Raw genomic sequence first — 18,721 nt, 5'->3', positions numbered from 1 at the left:
TTTAGAGGCTTTCGCCCGCAGCGAAGGTCGTCGCGACCTCTGTCGTGCCGAGATAGTCGGCGATGGTTTTGGAGAGGCCACCTGTCTGGCCCCAGATAACAGCACCGACGAGCATTCCGAACGAAACGACGGCTGCGGTCAGAACGACCCAGTCGACGGTCACCGCGCCGTCGTCATCCTTGCGCATGTTGCGCAGTGCCTGCAGGAATTTGATCATGGTCTCGCGTCCTCTCTCAATTTGATACAGACCCAATTTCTCAAAGACGTAGCCCATCAAAATGGCCAAACTTTGACAGTTTCGCGAACGGATTGCGGGCTTGGTTAAGGGAAACGTTCGGGCTAGTGGCGCCCATCACGTTCCCTGGAGAGCCCGTCGCTTCGATCGGCTGGTGTCCTGAAAAGAGCAAGGGCCGCACATTCACGTGCGGCCCCGCTTGCATTCACAACACGTGCCAGATTACGGCGTGGTGGTCGTGGTGCCGCTGTCGAAGGTGGTTTCGACTTCAGCCGTCGACAGGTAGTTGCCGATCTTGTCCACGAGGGTCTTGGTGTTGGTGCGGACCAGAGCCAGCGCAGCGGCGCCGAGGCCAACAACAGCAGCGGTCAGCACAACCCAGTCAACGGTCACAGCGCCGTCTTCTTCGTCGTGGAACTTCTTGATTTTGAAGAATTTCATCATGGTGTCTCTCCTTGGGTTCGGTTCTCTGCCCCGCGTCTCTGGTTGGCGTTGACTGCCGTTCTCCGTCTCGCGGTATGAGCATATAAGGCCCCCGGATCGTGGCGCGATTTGGGCAGGCGCGCGGCGATTTCAGGAAAATTGGCAAGGCCTGATGCTTTCCCATTAAGTCATTGAAAATAAAAAATATAAAAATCAACCGGCGACGCTCGATTTCGCTTTTTCTACCGAGAAATACGAATCAATTCCCGAATCGCGGAGGATTCCCGCACGGATTTTCTGGAAAATCGCACGAATTTCGGGGATAAAGGCGTCAAAGCGGACGACAGAACCGCAAGAGGCAGTGAGCAGGTGGCGCGGATGCGCTTGAGACGGGCAGTCATCGTGACGCTATTGTCGGCCGGATTGGCCGTGCCGGGCTGGGCGGAGATCGCCGCGCCGGAGCCATCGACTTTCAAGCCCAAGACGATCAAACCGCCCGCGCCGGGGACGAAGCGCTTCATCACCATCCAGATCGATCCCGAAGAGCAGAAGCGTGAACTTGCCGCCATGGCCAAGGAGCCCTGGCAGCCCGTTACGCGCAAACCTGCTGCGACAGGATCGGCGGGGGCGGACAAGCCGGTGCGCTCGGCGCATTACGCTTGGTATTGGAACAAGGTGTCGCCGCGTCTGGAAGATCGCGCAGGACGGCTTGACCTCGCTCTGGCAGCCCTCACCCAGGGGCCGAAGGGCACGCAGGTGGGCGCACCGCGGCTAGAGACGCTGGCGAAGATCGCGAAGGTGCATGGCACGGATATTCTCAGATCGACGATCGGCACCGAGGTTTCGCCCGCGCTGGTGCTCGCCATGATCTCGGTCGAATCCGGTGGTCGCCATGATGCCGTCAGCCATGCCGGCGCGGTCGGGCTGATGCAGCTGATCCCGGCGACGGCCGAGCGCTTCGATGTCGCCGACAGCAAGGATCCGGCACAGAACATCGCAGGCGGGGTGACCTATCTCGACTGGCTGATGAAGGAATTCAACCGCGATCCGCTGATGGTGATCGCGGCCTATAACTCGGGCGAGAACGCGGTGAAGAAGAACGACGGCGTACCGCCCTTCGCCGAGACCCGCGATTACGTGCCGAAGGTTCTGGCCGCATGGAACGTGGCGCGCGGGCTCTGTGTGACGCCACCACAGCTGATGACGGATGGCTGCGTGTTCCGCATCAAGGGATGAAAAAGGGCGGCCCGAGAGCCGCCCTTCGCAATTCTGAAACCGGGTCGATCAGTTGACGATCGTCGCCTCGGTCGCAGCGCGCAGGTCTTCCTCAGTGACGCCATCGGCCAGTTCGACGAGCTTCAGCCCGCCCTCGACCACATCGAGCACACCGAGATTGGTGATGATGCGATTGACGACGCCCGTGCCGGTCAGCGGCAGTGTGCAGGCCTTGAGAACCTTGCTCTCGCCATGCTTGTTGGTGTGATCCATCACGACGACGACGCGGCCGACACCGGCCACGAGATCCATCGCGCCGCCCATGCCCTTCACGAGCTTGCCGGGGATCATCCAGTTCGCCAGATCGCCATTCTCGGCCACTTCCATCGCGCCCAGGATCGCCATCGCGATCTTGCCGCCGCGGATCATGCCGAAGCTGGTCGCGCTGTCGAAATAGGCGGTCTGGGGCAGTTCGGTGATCGTCTGTTTGCCAGCGTTGATCAGGTCGGGGTCTTCCTCGCCCTCATAGGGGAAGGGGCCCATGCCGAGCATGCCGTTCTCCGATTGCAGCGTCACGGTGACGCCCTCGGGGATGAAGTTCGGCACGAGCGTCGGGATACCGATCCCGAGGTTCACATAGGTGCCGTCCTGAAGTTCCTTGGCGGCGCGTGCCGCCATCTGGTTGCGGTCCCAGGCCATCAGACTTCCTCCCCCGTGCCCGCAGGCGTGTTGCTGTGATCGCTGCGCAGGCGCACGGTGCGCTGTTCGATGCGCTTCTCGTGCTCGCCCTGGATCAGACGGTGGACATAGATGCCCGGCAGGTGGATGCAGTCGGGATCGAGCGACCCGGTCGGTACGATTTCCTCGACCTCCATCACGCAGACCTTGCCGCACATGGCCGCGGGCGGGTTGAAGTTGCGCGCGGTCTTGCGGAAGATCGCGTTGCCGCTCTCGTCGGCTTTCCACGCCTTGACGATCGAGACATCGGCGAAGATCCCTTCCTCGAGGATATAGGTCTCGCCGTTGAACTCTTTATGTTCCTTGCCCTCGGCGATCACGGTGCCCACGCCGGTCTTGGTGTAGAAGCCCGGGATGCCGTGACCGGCGGCGCGCATGCGCTCGGCCAGCGTGCCCTGCGGGTTGAATTCCAGCTCCAGTTCGCCCGAAAGGTACTGGCGCATGAATTCCGCGTTCTCGCCCACATAGGAGCTCATCATCTTCTTGATCTGCTTCGTGTCGAGCAGCTTGCCCAGACCGAACCCGTCCACACCACAGTTGTTGGACGCGATGGTGATGTCTTTCACTCCGCTTTCGACGAGCGCGTCGATGCAAAGCTCAGGGATGCCGCAAAGCCCGAAGCCCCCGGCCGCGATCAGCATTCCGTCGAACAGAAGCCCGTCGAGAGCCTCTTTCGCAGAACCGTAAACCTTGTTCATGAATGTCCTCCGCTCAGATGCGCGCGAGGATGGCGCGCGGGGCGAGGGGAGTCAATTGCTGCAATGCGGCGAGAGCGGATCGCGGCGGCATACTTCACGCTGGGGAGGGGGCGCTGCCCCCGTCGAAGGAGGGCGACAAATAGAGAGTGGCTCTGCCCCGTCGCCGTAGGGTGAAGAATAATGGCCGAACAGGGGGGCTCTGCCCCCGCTCGCGATGCGAGCCCCCCGGGATATTTCTTTCCAAGAGGAAGAGGGGCGCGGGCGCCCTATTCTTCGTCGGTCTTCTTGGTGGTTTTCCTGGCGGGTGCCTTCTTCGCGGCGGTTTTCTTGGCCGCAGGTTTCTTTGCGGCCGCCTTCTTCGGCGCGGCCTTCTTCTTTGCCCCGCCCTTCTTCGCCGCCTTCGCCTCGATCAGCGGAAGTGCGTCTTCCATCGTAACGGCCTCGGGTTCCATGTCCTTGGGCAGGGTCGCGTTGACCTTGCCCCATTTGACATAAGGCCCGTAACGCCCCGGCATGACCTGCACGGGGCCACCCTCGGGATGCTCGCCGAGCTCCTTGAGCGGTTTCGCGGCAACGCCGCGCCCGGCGCCCTTGGCGGCTTTCTGGGCGATCACCTCGACCGCGCGGTTCATGCCGATGGTGAAGACCTCATCGACTTCCGGCAGGTTCGCGTAGATGCGGCCGTGCTTCACATAGGGCCCGTAGCGGCCGATTCCGGCTTCGACCAACTCGCCATCGTCAGGGTGCGGGCCGATCTCGCGCGGCAAGCTCAGGAGCATCAGCGCCTTCTCGAGATCGATCTCTTCGGGTTTCCACCCCTTGGGCAGCGAGGCGCGCGGGGGTTTGGGTTGATCCTCGGTGGGCTCGCCTTTTTGCACGTAAGGCCCGAAGCGGCCCACGCGCAGGGTGATCGCCTGACCCTCGTCATAGCCCAGCACCTTGCCATCGAGCGCCTGCACCTCGTCATCGCCATCGGGGGCCGAGAGCGGTCGGGTGTAACGGCATTCAGGGTAATTGCCGCAGCCGATGAAAGCGCCACCGGAGCGCGCGGTTTTCAGATGCAGCTTGCCGTTGCCGCAAAGCGGGCAGATGCGCGGGTCCGAGCCGTCCGGGCGCGGCGGGTAAAGATGCGGCGCGAGCACTTCATCGATCTTGTCGAGCACCTCGGTGATGCGCAGTTCCGAGGTCTCTTCCAGTGCCGCCGAGAAATCGCGCCAGAAGCGCTTGAGCACTTCCTTGTAGTCGCGATCGCCCGCCGAGATGTCGTCGAGCTGGTCTTCGAGATCGGCGGTGAAATCGTATTCGACATAGCGCTTGAAGTAGTTCGACAGGAACGCCGTCACCAGCCGCCCGGTATCTTCTGGGATCAGGCGGTTCTTGTCTTTGCGCACATAGCCGCGATCCTGAATCGTCGTAACGATCGAGGCATAGGTCGAGGGCCGCCCGATGCCGAGCTCTTCCATCCGCTTGACCAGCGTCGCTTCGGTGTAGCGCGGCGGCGGCTGGGTGAAGTGCTGCTCGGGCGTGATCTGGCCCTTCTTGGCCTCTTCGCCTTCCATGATCTGGGGCAGGCGGTTGCTGTCCTCGCCCTCGTCGTCATCCCGGCCCTGGTCATAGACCTTGAGGAAGCCGTCGAAGGTCACGACCGAGCCGGTCGCGCGCAGTTCGACCTGTTCATCGGCCGAGCCCACGAGAACGGTCGTGCGCTCGAAGCGCGCCGCTTCCATCTGGCTCGCGATCGTGCGCTTCCAGATCAGGTCGTAGAGTTTCCACTGATCGTCGGGCAGTTTCAGCCGGTCGGGCGATTTCGACATATCCGTCGGGCGGATACATTCGTGCGCTTCCTGAGCGTTCTTGGCCTTGTTCTTGTACATGCGCGGGGACTTGGGCAGGTATTGCTCGCCGAATTTGTCCTTGATCGCATCGCGCGCCGACATCACCGCCTCGGGTGCCATGTCGATGCCATCGGTCCGCATATAGGTGATGTGCCCGGCCTCGTAGAGCCGCTGCGCCGCCGACATCGTGGCCCGCGCGCCGAAGCCGAACTTGCGGCTTGCTTCCTGTTGCAGCGTGGAGGTCATGAAGGGCGGGTAGGGATTGCGCGAGGCGGGTTTCGCCTCGACCGAGGTGACGGTCAGATCGCGCGAGGTCACCGCCTGCACCGCCATCTCGGCGGTGGTCGCATCCGGGATATCGTATTTTTCGAGCTTCTTGCCGCCGAGCACCGAAAGGCGGGCTTCATATTCCTGCCCGCGCGGGGTCGTCAGCACGGCCGTCACCGACCAATATTCGCGCGCCTTGAAGGCCTCGATCTCCATCTCGCGCTCGACGATGAGGCGCAGGCAGACCGACTGCACGCGGCCGGCGGATTTCGCGCCGGGCAGCTTGCGCCACAGCACCGGCGAGAGGTTGAACCCCACGAGGTAATCCAGCGCGCGGCGGGCCAGGTAGGCCTCCACCAGCGGGGCATCGACCTCGCGCGGATGCTTCATCGCTTCGAGGATCGCGGATTTGGTGATCGCGTTGAAAGTCACGCGGGAGACGTTCTTGCCCTTGAGCTTCTTCTCCAGCGCTTCCTGCAGGTGCCACGAGATCGCTTCGCCCTCGCGATCGGGGTCGGTGGCGAGGATCAGCGTGTCGTCATCCTTGAGCGCGTCGGTGATCGCCTTGATGTGCTTTTTCGAGTCGCTCGCGACTTCCCATTTCATCGCGAAATCGTGCTCGGGATCGACCGAGCCGTCTTTCGGAGGCAGGTCGCGGACGTGGCCGAAGGAGGCGAGAACCGTGTAATCGGACCCCAGATACTTGTTGATCGTCTTTGCCTTGGCAGGGGATTCGACGACGACAACGGCCATAAGGTCCTCACAATTCAACAGTCAAAGGGTCTGGGCGCGGAACATGTGGGGGTTTGGGGGGGATTGTCAATGCGTGCTGACCCTGAGGGAAACCACCGGAATCAGGCGAGGCGCGAGATCATCCCGCCGCGATGACGTTCGATCCGCCCCTCGATCTCGAGCGCGGTCAGGGCGCGCGAAAACGCCGCCGCCCCAAGCCCGAGATCGCGGATCACCTGGTCCTCGGCGGTGGGGGAGGGGCCGAGCCGGTCAAGGATTTTCGCAGCCAGCGCTGGCTCGGAAGGAGCAGAGCGCGGGAGTGGTTCGGGGGGCATGCAGCCGGAGGCAGGTTTCTCTTTTTCGGGCATCCGAACGGCATCGAGCGCGGCAAGCACATCCTCGGCCCCGCGCACCAGAACCGCGCCGTCCCGGATCAGCAGGTTGCACCCGCCCGCGCGTCCGTCCATCGGGTGACCGGGCACGGCCATCACCTCGCGTCCCTGATCGAGCGCATCGCGCGCGGTGATCAGGCTGCCTGATTTCGGTGCCGCTTCCACGACGACCACGCCCGCCGAGAGCCCCGAAATGATCCGGTTGCGCGCCGGAAAATGACGCGCCTGCGGCTGTATGCCGGGAGGCGCCTCGCTCAGCCGCAGCCCGGTTTCGGCCATCTGGCGGGCGAGATCGGTGTTTTCCGGCGGGTAGATCACGTCGATGCCGCCCGCCTGCACCCCGATCGTGCCGCTGGCCAGCGCCGCCTCATGCGCGGCGGCGTCGATCCCGCGTGCAAGTCCCGAGACCACGCAGATGCCCGCCTCGCCCAAACCCTCGGCCAGTTTGCGGGCCATGCGCAGACCCAGCGATGAGGCGTTGCGCGCGCCCACGATCGCCACCATCGGCCGGGTGAGAAGCTCGGTCCGGCCAAGCGCCCAGAGAACCGGGGGCGCGTCGTCGATGCCTGAAAGGTTCTCGGGATAATCCGCTGCGCCGAAACAGATCAGCCGCGCGCCTGCCCGCTTCCCCGCTTTCAGCTCGGCTCGTGCCTGCGCCTCGGTACAGGTTGCGTAATCGGACACGCCGGCGGCACGCGCAACCTCGGGCAAGGCCTCGAGAGCGGCCCGGGCCGACCCATGTTCGCCAATCAATCGGTGGAAAGTCGTCGGCCCCACGCGACGCGAGCGAATGAGACGGAGAACCGACAGTTCATCTTCTTCCGTGGTGGGTGGGGTGAAGGGGGTGGGGTAAGAAAACAAATCTGTTTCCATCCAGCCCTCCGCCTCAATCGCGAGACCTTTATGCGCCCATTAGTGTTAACAAGAGGTTACTAAACCTCGGGTTGCGCGCGTTTTTGGGAAAATTTTCGCGGTTTTGGAGAAAAAATCTTTCAATTGCGATTACTGGCGTGCCGTGAGGCTCAGCGCGCGGCTGAGCCCCCGACAGTCAGCCCGCCGATCATCAATGTCGGTTGACCCACGCCGACCGGCACCCACTGGCCTGCCTTGCCGCAATTGCCGATACCGGGATCGAGCGCCATGTCATTGCCGATCGCACGGATCTGGCGCATCGCCGTTGGCCCGTCGCCGATCAGGGTCGCGCACTTCACGGGTGCGCCCACGACGCCGTTCTTCACGCGATACGCCTCGGTGCAGTTGAAGACGAACTTGCCGTTGGTGATGTCGACCTGACCGCCGCCGAAACCGACGGCATAGATGCCGTCTTTCAGATCGGCGAGGATTGCCTCGGGCTCGGCATCGCCGCCCAGCATGTAGGTGTTGGTCATGCGGGGCATCGGCGCATGGGCAAAGCTCTCACGCCGCCCGTTGCCGGTGGGCGTCACCCCCATCAGGCGCGCGTTCTGGCGGTCCTGCATGTAGCCCACGAGAATCCCGTCCTCGATCAGCACGTTCTTCCCGGACGGCGTGCCCTCATCGTCGATGGTGATCGAGCCCCGCCGATCGGGGATCGTGCCGTCATCCAGCACGGTCACGCCTTTGGCGGCCACCTGTTGCCCCATCAGTCCCGCGAAGGCCGAGGATTTCTTGCGATTGAAGTCGCCCTCGAGCCCGTGGCCCACCGCCTCGTGCAGCAAGACACCCGGCCAGCCCGGGCCCAATACCACATCCATCACGCCCGCAGGTGCAGGTTCGGCGCGCAGGTTCACCAGTGCGATGCGCAGCGCCTCGCGCGCAACGGGCTTCCAATGGTCGGGATCGATCAGCCCGGCGAGGCCGAAGCGCCCGCCGCCGCCATGCCCGCCCGATTCGCGACGACCGTTCTCCTCGACGATCACCGAGATATTCACCCGCGCCATCGGACGAATATCCGAGACCAGCCCGCCCTCGGGGCGCAGGATGAAAACCTCCTGCAGACTCGCCGCCATCGACGCCGAGACTTGCACGACGCGCGGATCGAGATCGCGGGTGAACGCGTCGATTTCGCGCAGAATGTCGATCTTCGCGGCGAAGGGCGTGTCAGAGACCGGATCGGCATCACTATATAGATGTCGGTTCGTGCGCTGAGGCGGAGGCGCCATCACGCCGCCACCATCGCCCACGGCAAGCCGCGCCGTATCGACCGCGCGCTTCAGGGCCGCTTCGGAAATGTCGGTCGAATGGGCATAGCCCGCGACCTCCCCTTTTACCGCGCGCAGCCCGAATCCCTCGGACGCATCATAGGAGGCCGTCTTGACCCGACCGTCATCGAAGACCAGCGCCTCCGAGCGGCGCTGTTCGAGAAAAAGCTCGCCATCCTCCGCTCCGGCCGTCGCCTCGCGCAGCAAATGCAGGGCGCGCTCCTGATCGAGCTTCTCCTCGAAAGGGGCAAAACGGTCGGTCTGGCTCATCGGCTCTCCAATCGGCGGATATAAAAGTGACAGAATGTCGCAGCTTTTGCTTGCGGCGCCCCACAAATATGATCTTTAATCGGAAATACACAACGGGGGCACCGGTTTGGGAGAGCCGAAACCCCGCGTTGGCGGCTGGGAGAGCCGCAAGAGGGAGACAAGAATGCTTAAAGCAAGCACCAGCCGCGGTTTCGCGGCCGCTGTCACGTCGGCTTCGCTGACGATGTTTATCGCCGGGCAAGCCGCGGCTCAGGACATGATCAAGGGGCTGCCGGTGATCGGTAAGCCGCATCTGGGCGGAACGGGGTTCCAGCCGGCCTCTTCGAACCTTGCCGAAGACCAGCAATGGCTCGATCACATGCTTCTCGTGATCATCGCCGCGATCTGCGTTTTCGTCTTCGCGCTGATCATCTATTCGCTGCTGCGCTTCAACAGCCGCGCGAATCCCAATCCGCGCCGTTTCACCCACAACACCCCGCTCGAGATCACCTGGACCTTCGTTCCGATCCTGATCCTCGTGGCGATCGGTGCCTTCTCGCTTCCCGCGCTGTGGAACCAGCAGGAGATCCCCGAGGGCGACATCACCGTGAAGGTGACCGGTTATCAGTGGTACTGGGGCTATGAATATCCCGATGAGGGGATCGTCTTCGATTCGATCATGCTCACCAAGGACGAGCTGGAAGATCACGGTTACGCGCCCGACGAATACCTTCTCGCGGCCGACAACGCGATGGTCGTGCCGGCAGGCAAGACGATCGTGGTGCAGGTCACCGGCGCCGACGTGATCCACAGTTGGACCGTGCCCGCCTTTGCCGTGAAGCAGGACGCCGTGCCGGGCCGGATCGCGCAATTGTGGTTTAAGGCCGATAACGAGGGCGTGTACTTCGGCCAATGTTCGGAGCTGTGCGGCACCAACCACGCCTATATGCCCATCGTGGTCAAAGTTGTCTCACCGGAGGTTTACGCTAACTGGCTTGAGCGCGCGAAGAATGACTTCGCTTCGGTCGAGGCCGAGAAGCCGGTTCGGGTCGCGCAGAACTGAATGCCAGCGCGAGACACCCGAGGGACAATTTCATGAGCGATATCAGCTATATCCAGCAACAGGACAACGAGGCGCGCTTCAGCGATTACATCGCGCTTCTGAAGCCGAGGGTGATGTCGCTCGTGGTGTTCACGGCCTTCGTGGGGCTCGTGGTCGCGCCCAATCCCGTTCACCCTTTCGTGGGGTTCGTGGCGATCCTGTTCATCGCTCTGGGCGGGGGGGCGTCGGGTGCGCTCAACATGTGGTATGACGCCGATATCGACCGGATCATGCGCCGCACCCGCTCGCGTCCGATCCCCGCAGGAAAGGTGAGCGAGCGCGAGGCGCTTGGCTTCGGCCTGGCGCTCTCGGGTATCTCATGCGTGATGCTGGCTCTGGCCACGAATATCTTCTCGGGCCTGTTCCTTGCCTTCACCATCTTCTTCTACGTGGTGATCTATACGATGTGGCTGAAGCGCGCGACGCCGCAGAACATCGTGATCGGCGGCGCGGCGGGCGCCTTCCCGCCGATGATCGGCTGGGCGGTGGCGACGGGTGGCATCTCGATCGAATCGATCGCCATGTTCCTGCTCGTGTTCCTCTGGACGCCGCCGCATTTCTGGTCGCTCGCGCTGTTCATGAAGTCGGACTACCACGAGGCGAAAGTGCCGATGCTCACGGTCACCCATGGTCGCGAGCACACCCGCAAGAACATCCTCGTCTACACGCTGATCCTCGCGCCGCTTGCGGTTGGGACCGGCTTCACCTCGATCGGCGGGCCGCTCTATCTCGCGACCGCGATTGTGATGAACGCGCTCTTCATCAAGGGCGCGATCGAGATCCACGGCCGGACCGAGGTTCAGGCCGAGGCCGACAAATACGCCGTTGAAAAGCGGTTCTTCTATTTCTCGCTCGTCTATCTCTTCGCGCATTTCGCAGCCTTGCTGGCCGAAGAGGGGCTGAGCCATATCGGTTTGGGAGTCTGGTAAGCGATGGCAATCACCCGGGACAGTGATCTTCATACCCGCCGGTTCTCGCGCAATGCGGGGCTGGGCGTGGTGCTTCTCGGGTTCGTGGCCATCGTCTTCGGCCTGACCGTGGTCAAGGTCGAGCGCGGCTCGACGATGGAGGCTTACGACCACCAGCCGCGCACCTCGCTGCTTCCGGCGGAGGGAGCGCAGAAGTGAACGAGCCCGTCGCCCCGAACAAGTCGAACACCCGCGTGCTGCTGATGCTGCTCGCGGTGATCGTCGTGATGGGGGCGGGTGCCTGGGCGGCAGTTCCGTTCTACAACTGGTTTTGCAAGACGACGGGGTACGGCGGCACGACCAACGTGGCCGAGAAGCTTCCCGATCACGTGCTCGACCGCGAGATCACGGTTCGTTTCGACGCCAATGTCTCGCGCGGCATGCCTTGGGAGTTCAAGCCCGTGCAGACCGAGATGAAGCTCAAGATCGGTCAGAACGGGCTTGCCTTCTACGAGGCCTACAACCCGACTGACCGGCCCATCGCCGGGACGGCGAGCTACAATGTCTCGCCCGATGTGGCGGGCTACTATTTCGACAAGATCCAGTGTTTCTGCTTCACCGAACAGGTGCTGCAACCCGGGGAGAGGGTTCAGATGCCGGTGAGCTTCTTCGTCGATCCCGAGATCGTCGAGGATGCGGATGCAAAGCGGATCCACTCGATCACGTTGAGTTACACTTTCTACGAAACCGACCTTCCCGAGAAAACTGCCTCGGTCCGCCCGAAAGCGGCGGAGACGGTCAACTAAGCCATCGGAGGGAGACGCATGGCGCACGCAAAGAACCACGACTACCATATCCTTCCACCCTCGATCTGGCCGTTCCTCGGCGCGGTGGGCGGGTTCGTCATGCTCTTCGGGGCAGTCCTGTGGATGCGGGACATCACCCATTACATGTTCTTCGCGGGCCTGCTCATCGTGCTCTACACGATGTATGGCTGGTGGTCCGACGTGGTCCACGAGGGCGAGGTCGGCGATCACACGCCGGTGGTGCGGATCGGCCTGCGCTACGGCTTCATCCTCTTCATCATGTCCGAAGTGATGTTCTTCGCGGCCTGGTTCTGGAGCTTCTTCAAGCACGCCATGTATCCGATGGGCCCGATGAGCCCCCTTCAGGATGGCGTCTGGCCCCCCGAGGGCATCCAGACCTTCGATCCGTGGCACCTGCCGCTGATCAACACGGTGATCCTGCTGCTCTCGGGCGTAACGCTGACCTGGGCGCACCACGCGCTCGTGCACGAGAACGACCGCAAGCAGGTCAAGCAGGGTCTGATCCTGACCGTGCTGCTCGGTGCCTCCTTCACCGTGCTTCAGGCCTATGAATACAGCCACGCGGCCTTTGGCCTCTCTGGCAATATCTACGGCGCGAACTTCTTCATGGCGACTGGTTTCCACGGTCTGCATGTGATCATCGGCACGATCTTCCTGCTGGTCTGCCTGATCCGCATCATCAAGGGCCAGATGACCCAGAACGAGCATGTCGGCTTCGAAGCCGCCGCCTGGTACTGGCACTTCGTCGACGTGGTCTGGCTCTTCCTCTTCGCGTCGATCTATATCTGGGGCGGTGCGTAAGCGCCCCTGACCCTCGTGCGAGGAAACGCGCATGGCGGCGCGGGGGGCGACCCTCGCGCCGTTCGCTTGGAGGACCGATGAAACGCTACATCTTTCCGCTTCTGCTCGGCATCGTCGGCTGTGCGATCCTGATCTCGCTCGGGGTCTGGCAGTTGCAACGGCTGCAATGGAAAGAGGCAATGCTGGCCGAGATCTCCGCCAAGATCGGCGGTGCGCCGCAGGAACTGCCGCCAGAAGGCACTGACACCAAACCGCTGAAATACCAGCCGGTGACGGTGAGCGGGCGCACGACGGGCCAGGAGATCCTCGTGCTTTCGGGGCAGAAGGGCATCGGGGCGGGCTACCGCGTGATCGACGCTTTCGAAACCGACGCCGGACGCCGCATCCTGCTCGACCGGGGCTTCCTGCGCGAGGCTGACAAGGGCGTGTCCCGTCCGGCGGTCGACCTCACGATCACCGGTAATCTCCACTGGCCCGAAGAGACCGACAGCTACACGCCCAAGCCCGACGAAAAGACCGGGCTCTGGTTTGCCCGTGACGTGCCCGCGATGGCCGCCAGGCTCGGGACCGAGCCGGTGATGGTCGTCGCGGCCCGTGTCGAGGGCGACACTCAGGGCATCGCGCCGCAGCCGATCACGATCACCGGCATTCCCAACGATCACAAGCAATACGCAATCACCTGGTTTTTGCTCGCAATCGTCTGGGCCGGGATGACAATCTTTCTTCTCTGGCGTATCAGGCGGCAATCGGCCTGAAGGATTGACGATGCGTTATGTTTCCACGCGGGGAAAAGCCCCGGTTCTGAATTTCGGCGACGCGATGCTCACGGGGCTTGCCCGCGATGGCGGGCTTTACGTGCCCGAGACCGTGCCGCAGTTCTCCGAAGGCGAGATCGCGGCGCTTGCCGGGCTCTCGTATGAAGAGACGGCCTTCCGCGTGATGAAGCCCTTCGTCGCCGAGACCTTCTCGGACGAGGAACTGCGCGGCGCTATCACCCGCGCCTACGCAGGCTTCGGCCATGTCGCCCGCGCGCCGATGGTGCAGCTTGCGCCGAACCACTTCCTGCTGGAGCTGTTCCACGGCCCCACCCTCGCGTTCAAGGATTTCGCGATGCAGGTGATCGGCCAGCTCTTCCAGATCGAGCTGGAGAAGCGCAACCAGAAGATCACCATCGTCGGCGCCACTTCGGGCGATACCGGCTCGGCCGCGATCGAGGCCTTCCGCGGGCTCGACAATGTGGACGTGTTCATCCTCTTCCCGCATGGCCGGGTGTCCGAGGTGCAGCGCCGCCAGATGACGACCCCGGTCGAAGGCAATGTCCACGCGCTCGCGCTCGACGGTGATTTCGACGATTGCCAGGGCAAGCTGAAGGACATGTTCAACGATTTCACCTTCCGCGACGAGGTTGGCCTTGCGGGCGTGAACTCGATCAACTTCGCCCGCGTGCTGGCGCAGATCGTCTATTATTTCTCGGCCGCCGTGGCACTTGGCGCGCCGCATCGCAAGGTGTCTTTCACCGTGCCGACCGGCAATTTCGGCGACATCTTCGCGGGCTTCCTTGCGAAGGAAATGGGCCTTCCGATCGAGCGTCTGGTGATCGCGACCAACCAGAACGACATCCTGCATCGCTGCCTCTCGAAGGGCGATTATACCAAGCAGGGCGTGACGCCCTCGATCTCGCCCTCGATGGATATCGAGGTGAGCTCGAATTTCGAACGCGCACTGTTCTGGGCCTATGGCAAGGACGGGGCCGCGATCGAGAAGCTGATGGAGGAGCTGAAGACCGAGGGCTCCTTCACCGTCTCGGAAAACGCCATCGGCGCGCTGCGCGACATCTATGACAGCGGTTCGGTCGGCGAGGCGCGCACGTTGGAGGAAATCGGCGACACGCTGAAGGAGACGGGAGAGTTGCTCTGCCCGCATTCGGCCGTGGGCGTGAACGTGGGCAAGCAGGCCGTCGCCCGCGATCCGGCCACGCCGATGATCACGCTCGCCACCGCGCATCCGGCGAAATTCCCCGATGCGGTGGAAGAGGCGACGGGTATCCGCCCCGGCCTGCCGCCGCGCATGGCCGATCTGTTCACCCGCGACGAGCGTGTGACCCGTGTGCCCAACGATCTCGACGCGCTCGAAGCGCTGATCCGCGAGCGTCGCCGCAAATGATCGAATTCACGACCCTGAAGAACGGCCTGCGCATCATCACCGAGAAGATGCCGGGCCTTGCCTCGGCCTCGATCGGGATCTGGGTGACGGCCGGTGGCCGCCATGAGCGCCCCGAGCAGAACGGCATCGCGCATTTCCTCGAACATATGGCGTTCAAGGGCACGAAGACCCGCTCCGCGCTGCAGATCGCCGAGGCGGTCGAGGATGTGGGCGGCTATATCAACGCCTATACCTCGCGCGAGATGACCGCCTATTACGCCCGCGTGCTGGCCGAGGATGTGCCGCTCGCTCTCGACGTGATCTCGGATATCCTGCTGAACCCGGTCTTCGACCAGCGCGAGATCGAGGTCGAGCGTGGCGTGATCCTGCAAGAAATCGGCCAATCGCTCGACACGCCCGACGACGTGATCTTCGACTGGCTGCAAGAGGCGGCCTACCCGGATCAGCCGATGGGCCGCACCATCCTTGGCCCGGCAGAGCGCGTGCGTGCCTTCGCGCGTGAAGATCTTTCGCGCTTCGTGGCCGAACATTACGGTCCCGATCAGATGATCCTTTCGGCGGCCGGAGCAGTCGACCACGCCGAAATCGTCAAGCGCGCCGAGGATATCTTCGGTGACCTGCGCCCCGCGCTGAACCCCGCGCCGCATCCCGCCAGCTGGACGGGCAATGAACGCCGCGAGATCAAGCAGCTCGAACAGGCGCATTTCGCGCTTGGCATCGAGGGGCCGAGCTATCGCGACGCAGATCTCTACACCGCGCAGGTCTATTCGACCGCGATGGGCGGGGGCATGTCCTCGCGCCTGTTCCAGAAGATCCGCGAAGAACGCGGGCTGTGCTACACGATCTTCTCGCAGGCAGGCGCCTATGAAGACACGGGTATGTTCACCATCTATGCGGGCACATCCGGAGAAGAGATCCGCGGGCTGGCCGAACTGACCGTGGACGAACTCAAGCGCGCGGCAGAAGACATGAGCGAGGCCGAGATCGCCCGCGCCCGCGCCCAGATCAAGGCAGGCCTTCTGATGGGGTTGGAAAGCGCCTCTGCTCGGGCCGAGCGCATGGCGCGCAGCCTCAATATCTGGGGCCGTGTGCCGGGCATCGACGAGGCCTCCGCCCGAATCGACGGCGTGACCCGCGACGCGGTGCGCGATTTCGCCGAACGGCTCGCGATTGGCGGGCGCGCGGCACTGGCGCTTTACGGCCCGGTGAAGGACGCGCCCGAACTCGGGGAGTTGCGCGAGAGGCTTGCCGCCTGATGTTCGCGCGCCGTCGTCAGCTTCGGATCGATACGGAGCGGATGGTTCTGCGCCCGCCGCAGCATGGCGACTACCGACCTTGGGCAAGCCTGCGCGAGGAGAGCCGGACCTTCCTGCTCCCATGGGAGCCAAGCTGGTCGCCCGACCATCTCAGTCGGAAGGCGTTCTCCAACCGGGTCTATTGGGCGGCGCGCGCGATCGCCAGCGGCACGGCCCTTCCGGTCTTTCTGATCTCGCGCGCCGATGACAAGTTGCTCGGGGCGATCACGCTGGACAACATCCGGCGCGGACCCGCGCAATCAGGCACGCTCGGATATTGGATCGGGCAACGCTACGCGCGGCAGGGTTACATGCGCGAGGCGATCGAGGCGCTCGTGCATCACGCCTTCACCAAACTCGACCTGAGCCGGATCGAAGCGGCCTGCCTGCCCGAGAACGGCCCTTCGCGCGGTGTCCTGGAGAAATCGGGCTTCAAGTACGAAGGGGTCGCGCAGAGTTATCTTCAGATCAACGGACGCTGGCGTAATCACGTCTTGTATTCCAATCTCCGATCCGACCGGCGGGGCCGGACGGATGTGGGCTAAGGGGGCGCTGCCCCCTCGGCGCCTTGGCGCCTCACCCCCGAGATATTTCTATCAAGAAGAAGCAAATTCGCCCGGCTCGAGCCCTCGTCGGGCAGCAGGCCGGGCGCTTCTCCTCGAGCGGTCATCGGCGTCTCCGCCTGTACCGCACAGACATCCTTGCCCGATTCTGGTTAAAGAATCTGACCCTTCTTCTTGACCCAAATATCTCGGGGGTGAATGGCCGAAGGCCAGAGGGGGCAGCGCCCCCTCTTGTGGCTCAGTTCCGCGTTCCGGCAAAGCGCTCCTGCCAGGCCTCGCGCTCCTCATCCGAAATCTTGCGGAAGAGCACCTCCGGCGTGGTGAAGGCATGACCTGCAGGCAGCGCGGTGAGCGCGGCTTTCACATCCTCGGGCCAGCTGCGATCCTCGGTTTGCATCGCGCCCAGCATCACATCGGCCGCATCGGGGATGAACGGTGCCGAAAGGACCGCGTAGAGCGGGATCAGGTTCAACGCGAGCCGCGCGATGGCGGCGGCCTGATCGGGATCGGTCTTGAAGACCGACCAGGGGGCCGCGGCTTGCAGGTACTCATTGCCCGCCACCCAGATCGCGCGCAGCTCGCCCGCGGCCTTGCGGATGTCTTTTTCTTCCATATGCGCCTCGTAGGCGCGGATGCGGGTGGTCAGCTCTTCGATGAGCGCCGCCTCCTGATCGCCCCAAGCACCGCCCTCGGGGATCGACTCGCCGAATTTCGAGCGGGTGAACTTGGTGATCCGGCTGACGAAATTGCCCAGCACGTCGGCAAGGTCCTTGTTCACCGAGGTCTGGAAATTTTCCCAGGTGAATTCTGCATCCGCGCTCTCGGGCGCGTGGCTCAGCAGCCACCAGCGCCAGTAGTCGGCGGGCAGGATTTCCAGCGCCTGATCCATGAAGACGCCGCGCCCGCGCGAGGTCGAGAACTGCCCGCCATCGTAGTTCAGGTAGTTGAACGATTTGATGTAATCGACGAGCTTCCAGGGCTCGCCCGAGCCGAGGATCGTGGTCGGGAAGCCGAGCGTGTGGAAGGGGACGTTATCCTTGCCCATGAACTGGGTGTAGGTCACGTCGTCGGCGCCCTTGTCGGTGCGCCACCAGCGCTCCCAGTCGCCGCCGGTCTCGGCCGACCACTCCTGCGTCGCGCCGATATATTCGATGGGGGCGTCGAACCAGACGTAGAAGACCTTGCCTTCCATGCCCTCCCACGGCGCGCCTTCGAACTGGGCGGGGACGCCCCAGCTGAGATCGCGGGTGATGCCGCGATCCTGCAACCCGTCGCCGTCATGTAGCCATTTCTTCGCGATCGAGGTCGTCAGCACCGGCCAGTCGGTCTTGCTATCGATCCAGGCGTCGAGCTGGTCCTTCATCGCGGACTGGCGCAGGAACAGGTGCTTGGTCTCGCGCATCTCTAGGTCGGTCGAGCCGGAAATCACCGAATGGGGGTTGATCAGATCCACCGGGTCAAGCTGCTTGGTACAGTTGTCGCACTGATCGCCGCGCGCGCTCTCGAAGCCGCAATTGGGGCAGGTGCCCTCGATATAGCGATCGGGCAGGAAGCGGCCATCGGCCTTGGAATACATCTGTTTCTCGGAGACTTCGCGGATCAGACCGGCCTCGGCCAGTTTCACCGCGAAATGCTGCGTCAGGCGATGGTTCTGTGGGCTCGAGGAGCGGCCGAAGTGATCGAAGCTGAGGCGGAAGCCTTCCGCGATCTTCGCCTGAACGTCATGCATCTCGGCGCAGTAGTCGGCGACCGGCTTGCCGGCCTTGGCGGCGGCCAGTTCGGCGGGCGTGCCGTGCTCGTCGGTGGCGCAGATGAACATCACCTCGTTGCCGCGCGCGCGCTGGTAGCGGGCGAAGAGATCGGCCGGCAGCTGCGAGCCCACGAGATTGCCGAGGTGCTTGATGCCGTTGATATAGGGAATGGCCGAGGTGATGAGATGGCGCGCCATGAAGACCCTCTTGCGTGTAAGCGGTTTGGGCGCGGGTTTACTAGGGAATCGAGGGGAGGGCTAGGGGGCGCGACCAGTATATGCTGGCGAGCGCCCGCGCGGCATTGAGGCGCCGGGGATCAGCGCACCGCACGGCAAAGCGCGCAATGA

18 protein-coding genes are annotated in these 18,721 nt (G+C 63.4%); 10 read left to right on the top strand and 8 right to left on the bottom strand.

What is annotated here, in order from left to right; translation table 11 throughout:
• Nucleotide 1: 1 nt before the first annotated feature.
• A complete protein-coding gene (locus BMG00_RS13950; protein WP_169836814.1) occupies nt 2–217 on the bottom strand; it encodes a hypothetical protein in 216 nt (71 codons plus the stop codon).
• A 240-nt stretch (nt 218–457) separates the two neighbouring features.
• Nucleotides 458–679 (bottom strand): hypothetical protein, encoded by a 222-nt coding sequence (locus BMG00_RS13945; RefSeq protein WP_078574752.1) that lies wholly within the window; start codon nt 677–679, stop codon nt 458–460.
• Nucleotides 680–1,036: 357 nt separating this feature from the next.
• Between BMG00_RS13945 and BMG00_RS13940 the strand changes: the two genes are divergently transcribed.
• Nucleotides 1,037–1,894, top strand: coding sequence for a lytic transglycosylase domain-containing protein (locus BMG00_RS13940; RefSeq protein ID WP_078574751.1), 858 nt, complete (start codon nt 1,037–1,039; stop codon nt 1,892–1,894).
• Nucleotides 1,895–1,942: 48 nt separating this feature from the next.
• Here BMG00_RS13940 and BMG00_RS13935 read toward each other — a convergent pair whose 3' ends face one another.
• The 5 genes from BMG00_RS13935 to tldD form a co-directional block, all read right to left on the bottom strand.
• A complete protein-coding gene (locus tag BMG00_RS13935; RefSeq protein WP_078529181.1) occupies nt 1,943–2,572 on the bottom strand; it encodes a CoA transferase subunit B in 630 nt (209 codons plus the stop codon).
• Nucleotides 2,572–3,309 (bottom strand): CoA transferase subunit A, encoded by a 738-nt coding sequence (locus BMG00_RS13930; RefSeq protein WP_078574750.1) that lies wholly within the window; start codon nt 3,307–3,309, stop codon nt 2,572–2,574. Before BMG00_RS13930 ends, BMG00_RS13935 begins: the two co-directional genes overlap by 1 nt.
• 266 nt (nt 3,310–3,575) lie before the next feature.
• Nucleotides 3,576–6,164 (bottom strand): type I DNA topoisomerase, encoded by a 2,589-nt coding sequence (gene topA / locus BMG00_RS13925; RefSeq protein ID WP_078574749.1) that lies wholly within the window; start codon nt 6,162–6,164, stop codon nt 3,576–3,578.
• Between the two features lie 101 nt (nt 6,165–6,265).
• Nucleotides 6,266–7,408: a DNA-processing protein DprA gene (gene dprA, locus BMG00_RS13920; protein WP_078574748.1), complete on the bottom strand. Its 1,143-nt coding sequence runs from the start codon at nt 7,406–7,408 to the stop codon at nt 6,266–6,268.
• A gap of 149 nt (nt 7,409–7,557) precedes the next feature.
• Nucleotides 7,558–8,985 carry a metalloprotease TldD gene (gene tldD / locus BMG00_RS13915; protein WP_078574747.1) on the bottom strand — a complete coding sequence of 476 codons (1,428 nt, stop codon included), beginning with the start codon at nt 8,983–8,985 and terminating at the stop codon, nt 7,558–7,560.
• Nucleotides 8,986–9,148: 163 nt separating this feature from the next.
• Here tldD and coxB point away from each other — a divergent pair, with 163 nt between their 5' ends.
• The 9 genes from coxB (at nt 9,149) to BMG00_RS13870 (ending at nt 16,605) form a co-directional block, all read left to right on the top strand.
• Nucleotides 9,149–10,027, top strand: a complete 879-nt coding sequence (coxB, locus tag BMG00_RS13910; protein WP_078529189.1) for a cytochrome c oxidase subunit II — start codon at nt 9,149–9,151, stop codon at nt 10,025–10,027.
• A 32-nt stretch (nt 10,028–10,059) separates the two neighbouring features.
• Complete coding sequence (cyoE, locus tag BMG00_RS13905) at nt 10,060–10,995, top strand: heme o synthase (protein WP_078529191.1); 936 nt, start codon at nt 10,060–10,062, stop codon at nt 10,993–10,995.
• Nucleotides 10,996–10,998: 3 nt separating this feature from the next.
• Nucleotides 10,999–11,193: a hypothetical protein gene (locus tag BMG00_RS13900; protein WP_078529192.1), complete on the top strand. Its 195-nt coding sequence runs from the start codon at nt 10,999–11,001 to the stop codon at nt 11,191–11,193.
• Entirely contained in the window at nt 11,190–11,780 is a 591-nt protein-coding gene (locus BMG00_RS13895) for a cytochrome c oxidase assembly protein (RefSeq protein WP_281251068.1), read from the top strand. Before BMG00_RS13900 ends, BMG00_RS13895 begins: the two co-directional genes overlap by 4 nt.
• An 18-nt stretch (nt 11,781–11,798) precedes the next feature.
• Nucleotides 11,799–12,602, top strand: a complete 804-nt coding sequence (locus BMG00_RS13890) for a cytochrome c oxidase subunit 3 (RefSeq protein WP_078574746.1) — start codon at nt 11,799–11,801, stop codon at nt 12,600–12,602.
• Nucleotides 12,603–12,679: 77 nt separating this feature from the next.
• A complete protein-coding gene (locus BMG00_RS13885) occupies nt 12,680–13,357 on the top strand; it encodes an SURF1 family protein (protein WP_078574745.1) in 678 nt (225 codons plus the stop codon).
• A 10-nt stretch (nt 13,358–13,367) separates the two neighbouring features.
• Nucleotides 13,368–14,765 (top strand): threonine synthase, encoded by a 1,398-nt coding sequence (gene thrC, locus BMG00_RS13880; RefSeq protein WP_078574744.1) that lies wholly within the window; start codon nt 13,368–13,370, stop codon nt 14,763–14,765.
• Nucleotides 14,762–16,021 carry a M16 family metallopeptidase gene (locus BMG00_RS13875; protein WP_078574743.1) on the top strand — a complete coding sequence of 420 codons (1,260 nt, stop codon included), beginning with the start codon at nt 14,762–14,764 and terminating at the stop codon, nt 16,019–16,021. Before thrC ends, BMG00_RS13875 begins: the two co-directional genes overlap by 4 nt.
• Nucleotides 16,021–16,605 carry a GNAT family N-acetyltransferase gene (locus BMG00_RS13870; protein ID WP_078529202.1) on the top strand — a complete coding sequence of 195 codons (585 nt, stop codon included), beginning with the start codon at nt 16,021–16,023 and terminating at the stop codon, nt 16,603–16,605. The genes BMG00_RS13875 and BMG00_RS13870 overlap by 1 nt, the downstream gene beginning before the upstream one ends.
• A gap of 256 nt (nt 16,606–16,861) precedes the next feature.
• Here the strand turns inward: BMG00_RS13870 and metG are convergent, their stop codons facing one another.
• Nucleotides 16,862–18,571, bottom strand: a complete 1,710-nt coding sequence (gene metG / locus BMG00_RS13865; RefSeq protein WP_078574742.1) for a methionine--tRNA ligase — start codon at nt 18,569–18,571, stop codon at nt 16,862–16,864.
• Nucleotides 18,572–18,721: the final 150 nt, after the last annotated feature.

Source organism: Thioclava marina (genome assembly GCF_002020135.1).
Taxonomy (GTDB): Bacteria; Pseudomonadota; Alphaproteobacteria; order Rhodobacterales; family Rhodobacteraceae; genus Thioclava; species Thioclava marina.
This window is presented reverse-complemented; position numbering and strand designations above follow the sequence as displayed.

Coding starts and splice junctions, on each gene's coding strand:
- BMG00_RS13950 (WP_169836814.1), bottom strand. CDS start 217: ATGATCAAATTCCTGCAGGCACTGCGCAACATGCGCAAGGATGACGAC.
- BMG00_RS13945 (WP_078574752.1), bottom strand. CDS start 679: ATGATGAAATTCTTCAAAATCAAGAAGTTCCACGACGAAGAAGACGGC.
- BMG00_RS13940 (WP_078574751.1), top strand. CDS start 1,037: ATGCGCTTGAGACGGGCAGTCATCGTGACGCTATTGTCGGCCGGATTG.
- BMG00_RS13935 (WP_078529181.1), bottom strand. CDS start 2,572: ATGGCCTGGGACCGCAACCAGATGGCGGCACGCGCCGCCAAGGAACTT.
- BMG00_RS13930 (WP_078574750.1), bottom strand. CDS start 3,309: ATGAACAAGGTTTACGGTTCTGCGAAAGAGGCTCTCGACGGGCTTCTG.
- topA (WP_078574749.1), bottom strand. CDS start 6,164: ATGGCCGTTGTCGTCGTCGAATCCCCTGCCAAGGCAAAGACGATCAAC.
- dprA (WP_078574748.1), bottom strand. CDS start 7,408: ATGGAAACAGATTTGTTTTCTTACCCCACCCCCTTCACCCCACCCACC.
- tldD (WP_078574747.1), bottom strand. CDS start 8,985: ATGAGCCAGACCGACCGTTTTGCCCCTTTCGAGGAGAAGCTCGATCAG.
- coxB (WP_078529189.1), top strand. CDS start 9,149: ATGCTTAAAGCAAGCACCAGCCGCGGTTTCGCGGCCGCTGTCACGTCG.
- cyoE (WP_078529191.1), top strand. CDS start 10,060: ATGAGCGATATCAGCTATATCCAGCAACAGGACAACGAGGCGCGCTTC.
- BMG00_RS13900 (WP_078529192.1), top strand. CDS start 10,999: ATGGCAATCACCCGGGACAGTGATCTTCATACCCGCCGGTTCTCGCGC.
- BMG00_RS13890 (WP_078574746.1), top strand. CDS start 11,799: ATGGCGCACGCAAAGAACCACGACTACCATATCCTTCCACCCTCGATC.
- BMG00_RS13885 (WP_078574745.1), top strand. CDS start 12,680: ATGAAACGCTACATCTTTCCGCTTCTGCTCGGCATCGTCGGCTGTGCG.
- thrC (WP_078574744.1), top strand. CDS start 13,368: ATGCGTTATGTTTCCACGCGGGGAAAAGCCCCGGTTCTGAATTTCGGC.
- BMG00_RS13875 (WP_078574743.1), top strand. CDS start 14,762: ATGATCGAATTCACGACCCTGAAGAACGGCCTGCGCATCATCACCGAG.
- BMG00_RS13870 (WP_078529202.1), top strand. CDS start 16,021: ATGTTCGCGCGCCGTCGTCAGCTTCGGATCGATACGGAGCGGATGGTT.
- metG (WP_078574742.1), bottom strand. CDS start 18,571: ATGGCGCGCCATCTCATCACCTCGGCCATTCCCTATATCAACGGCATC.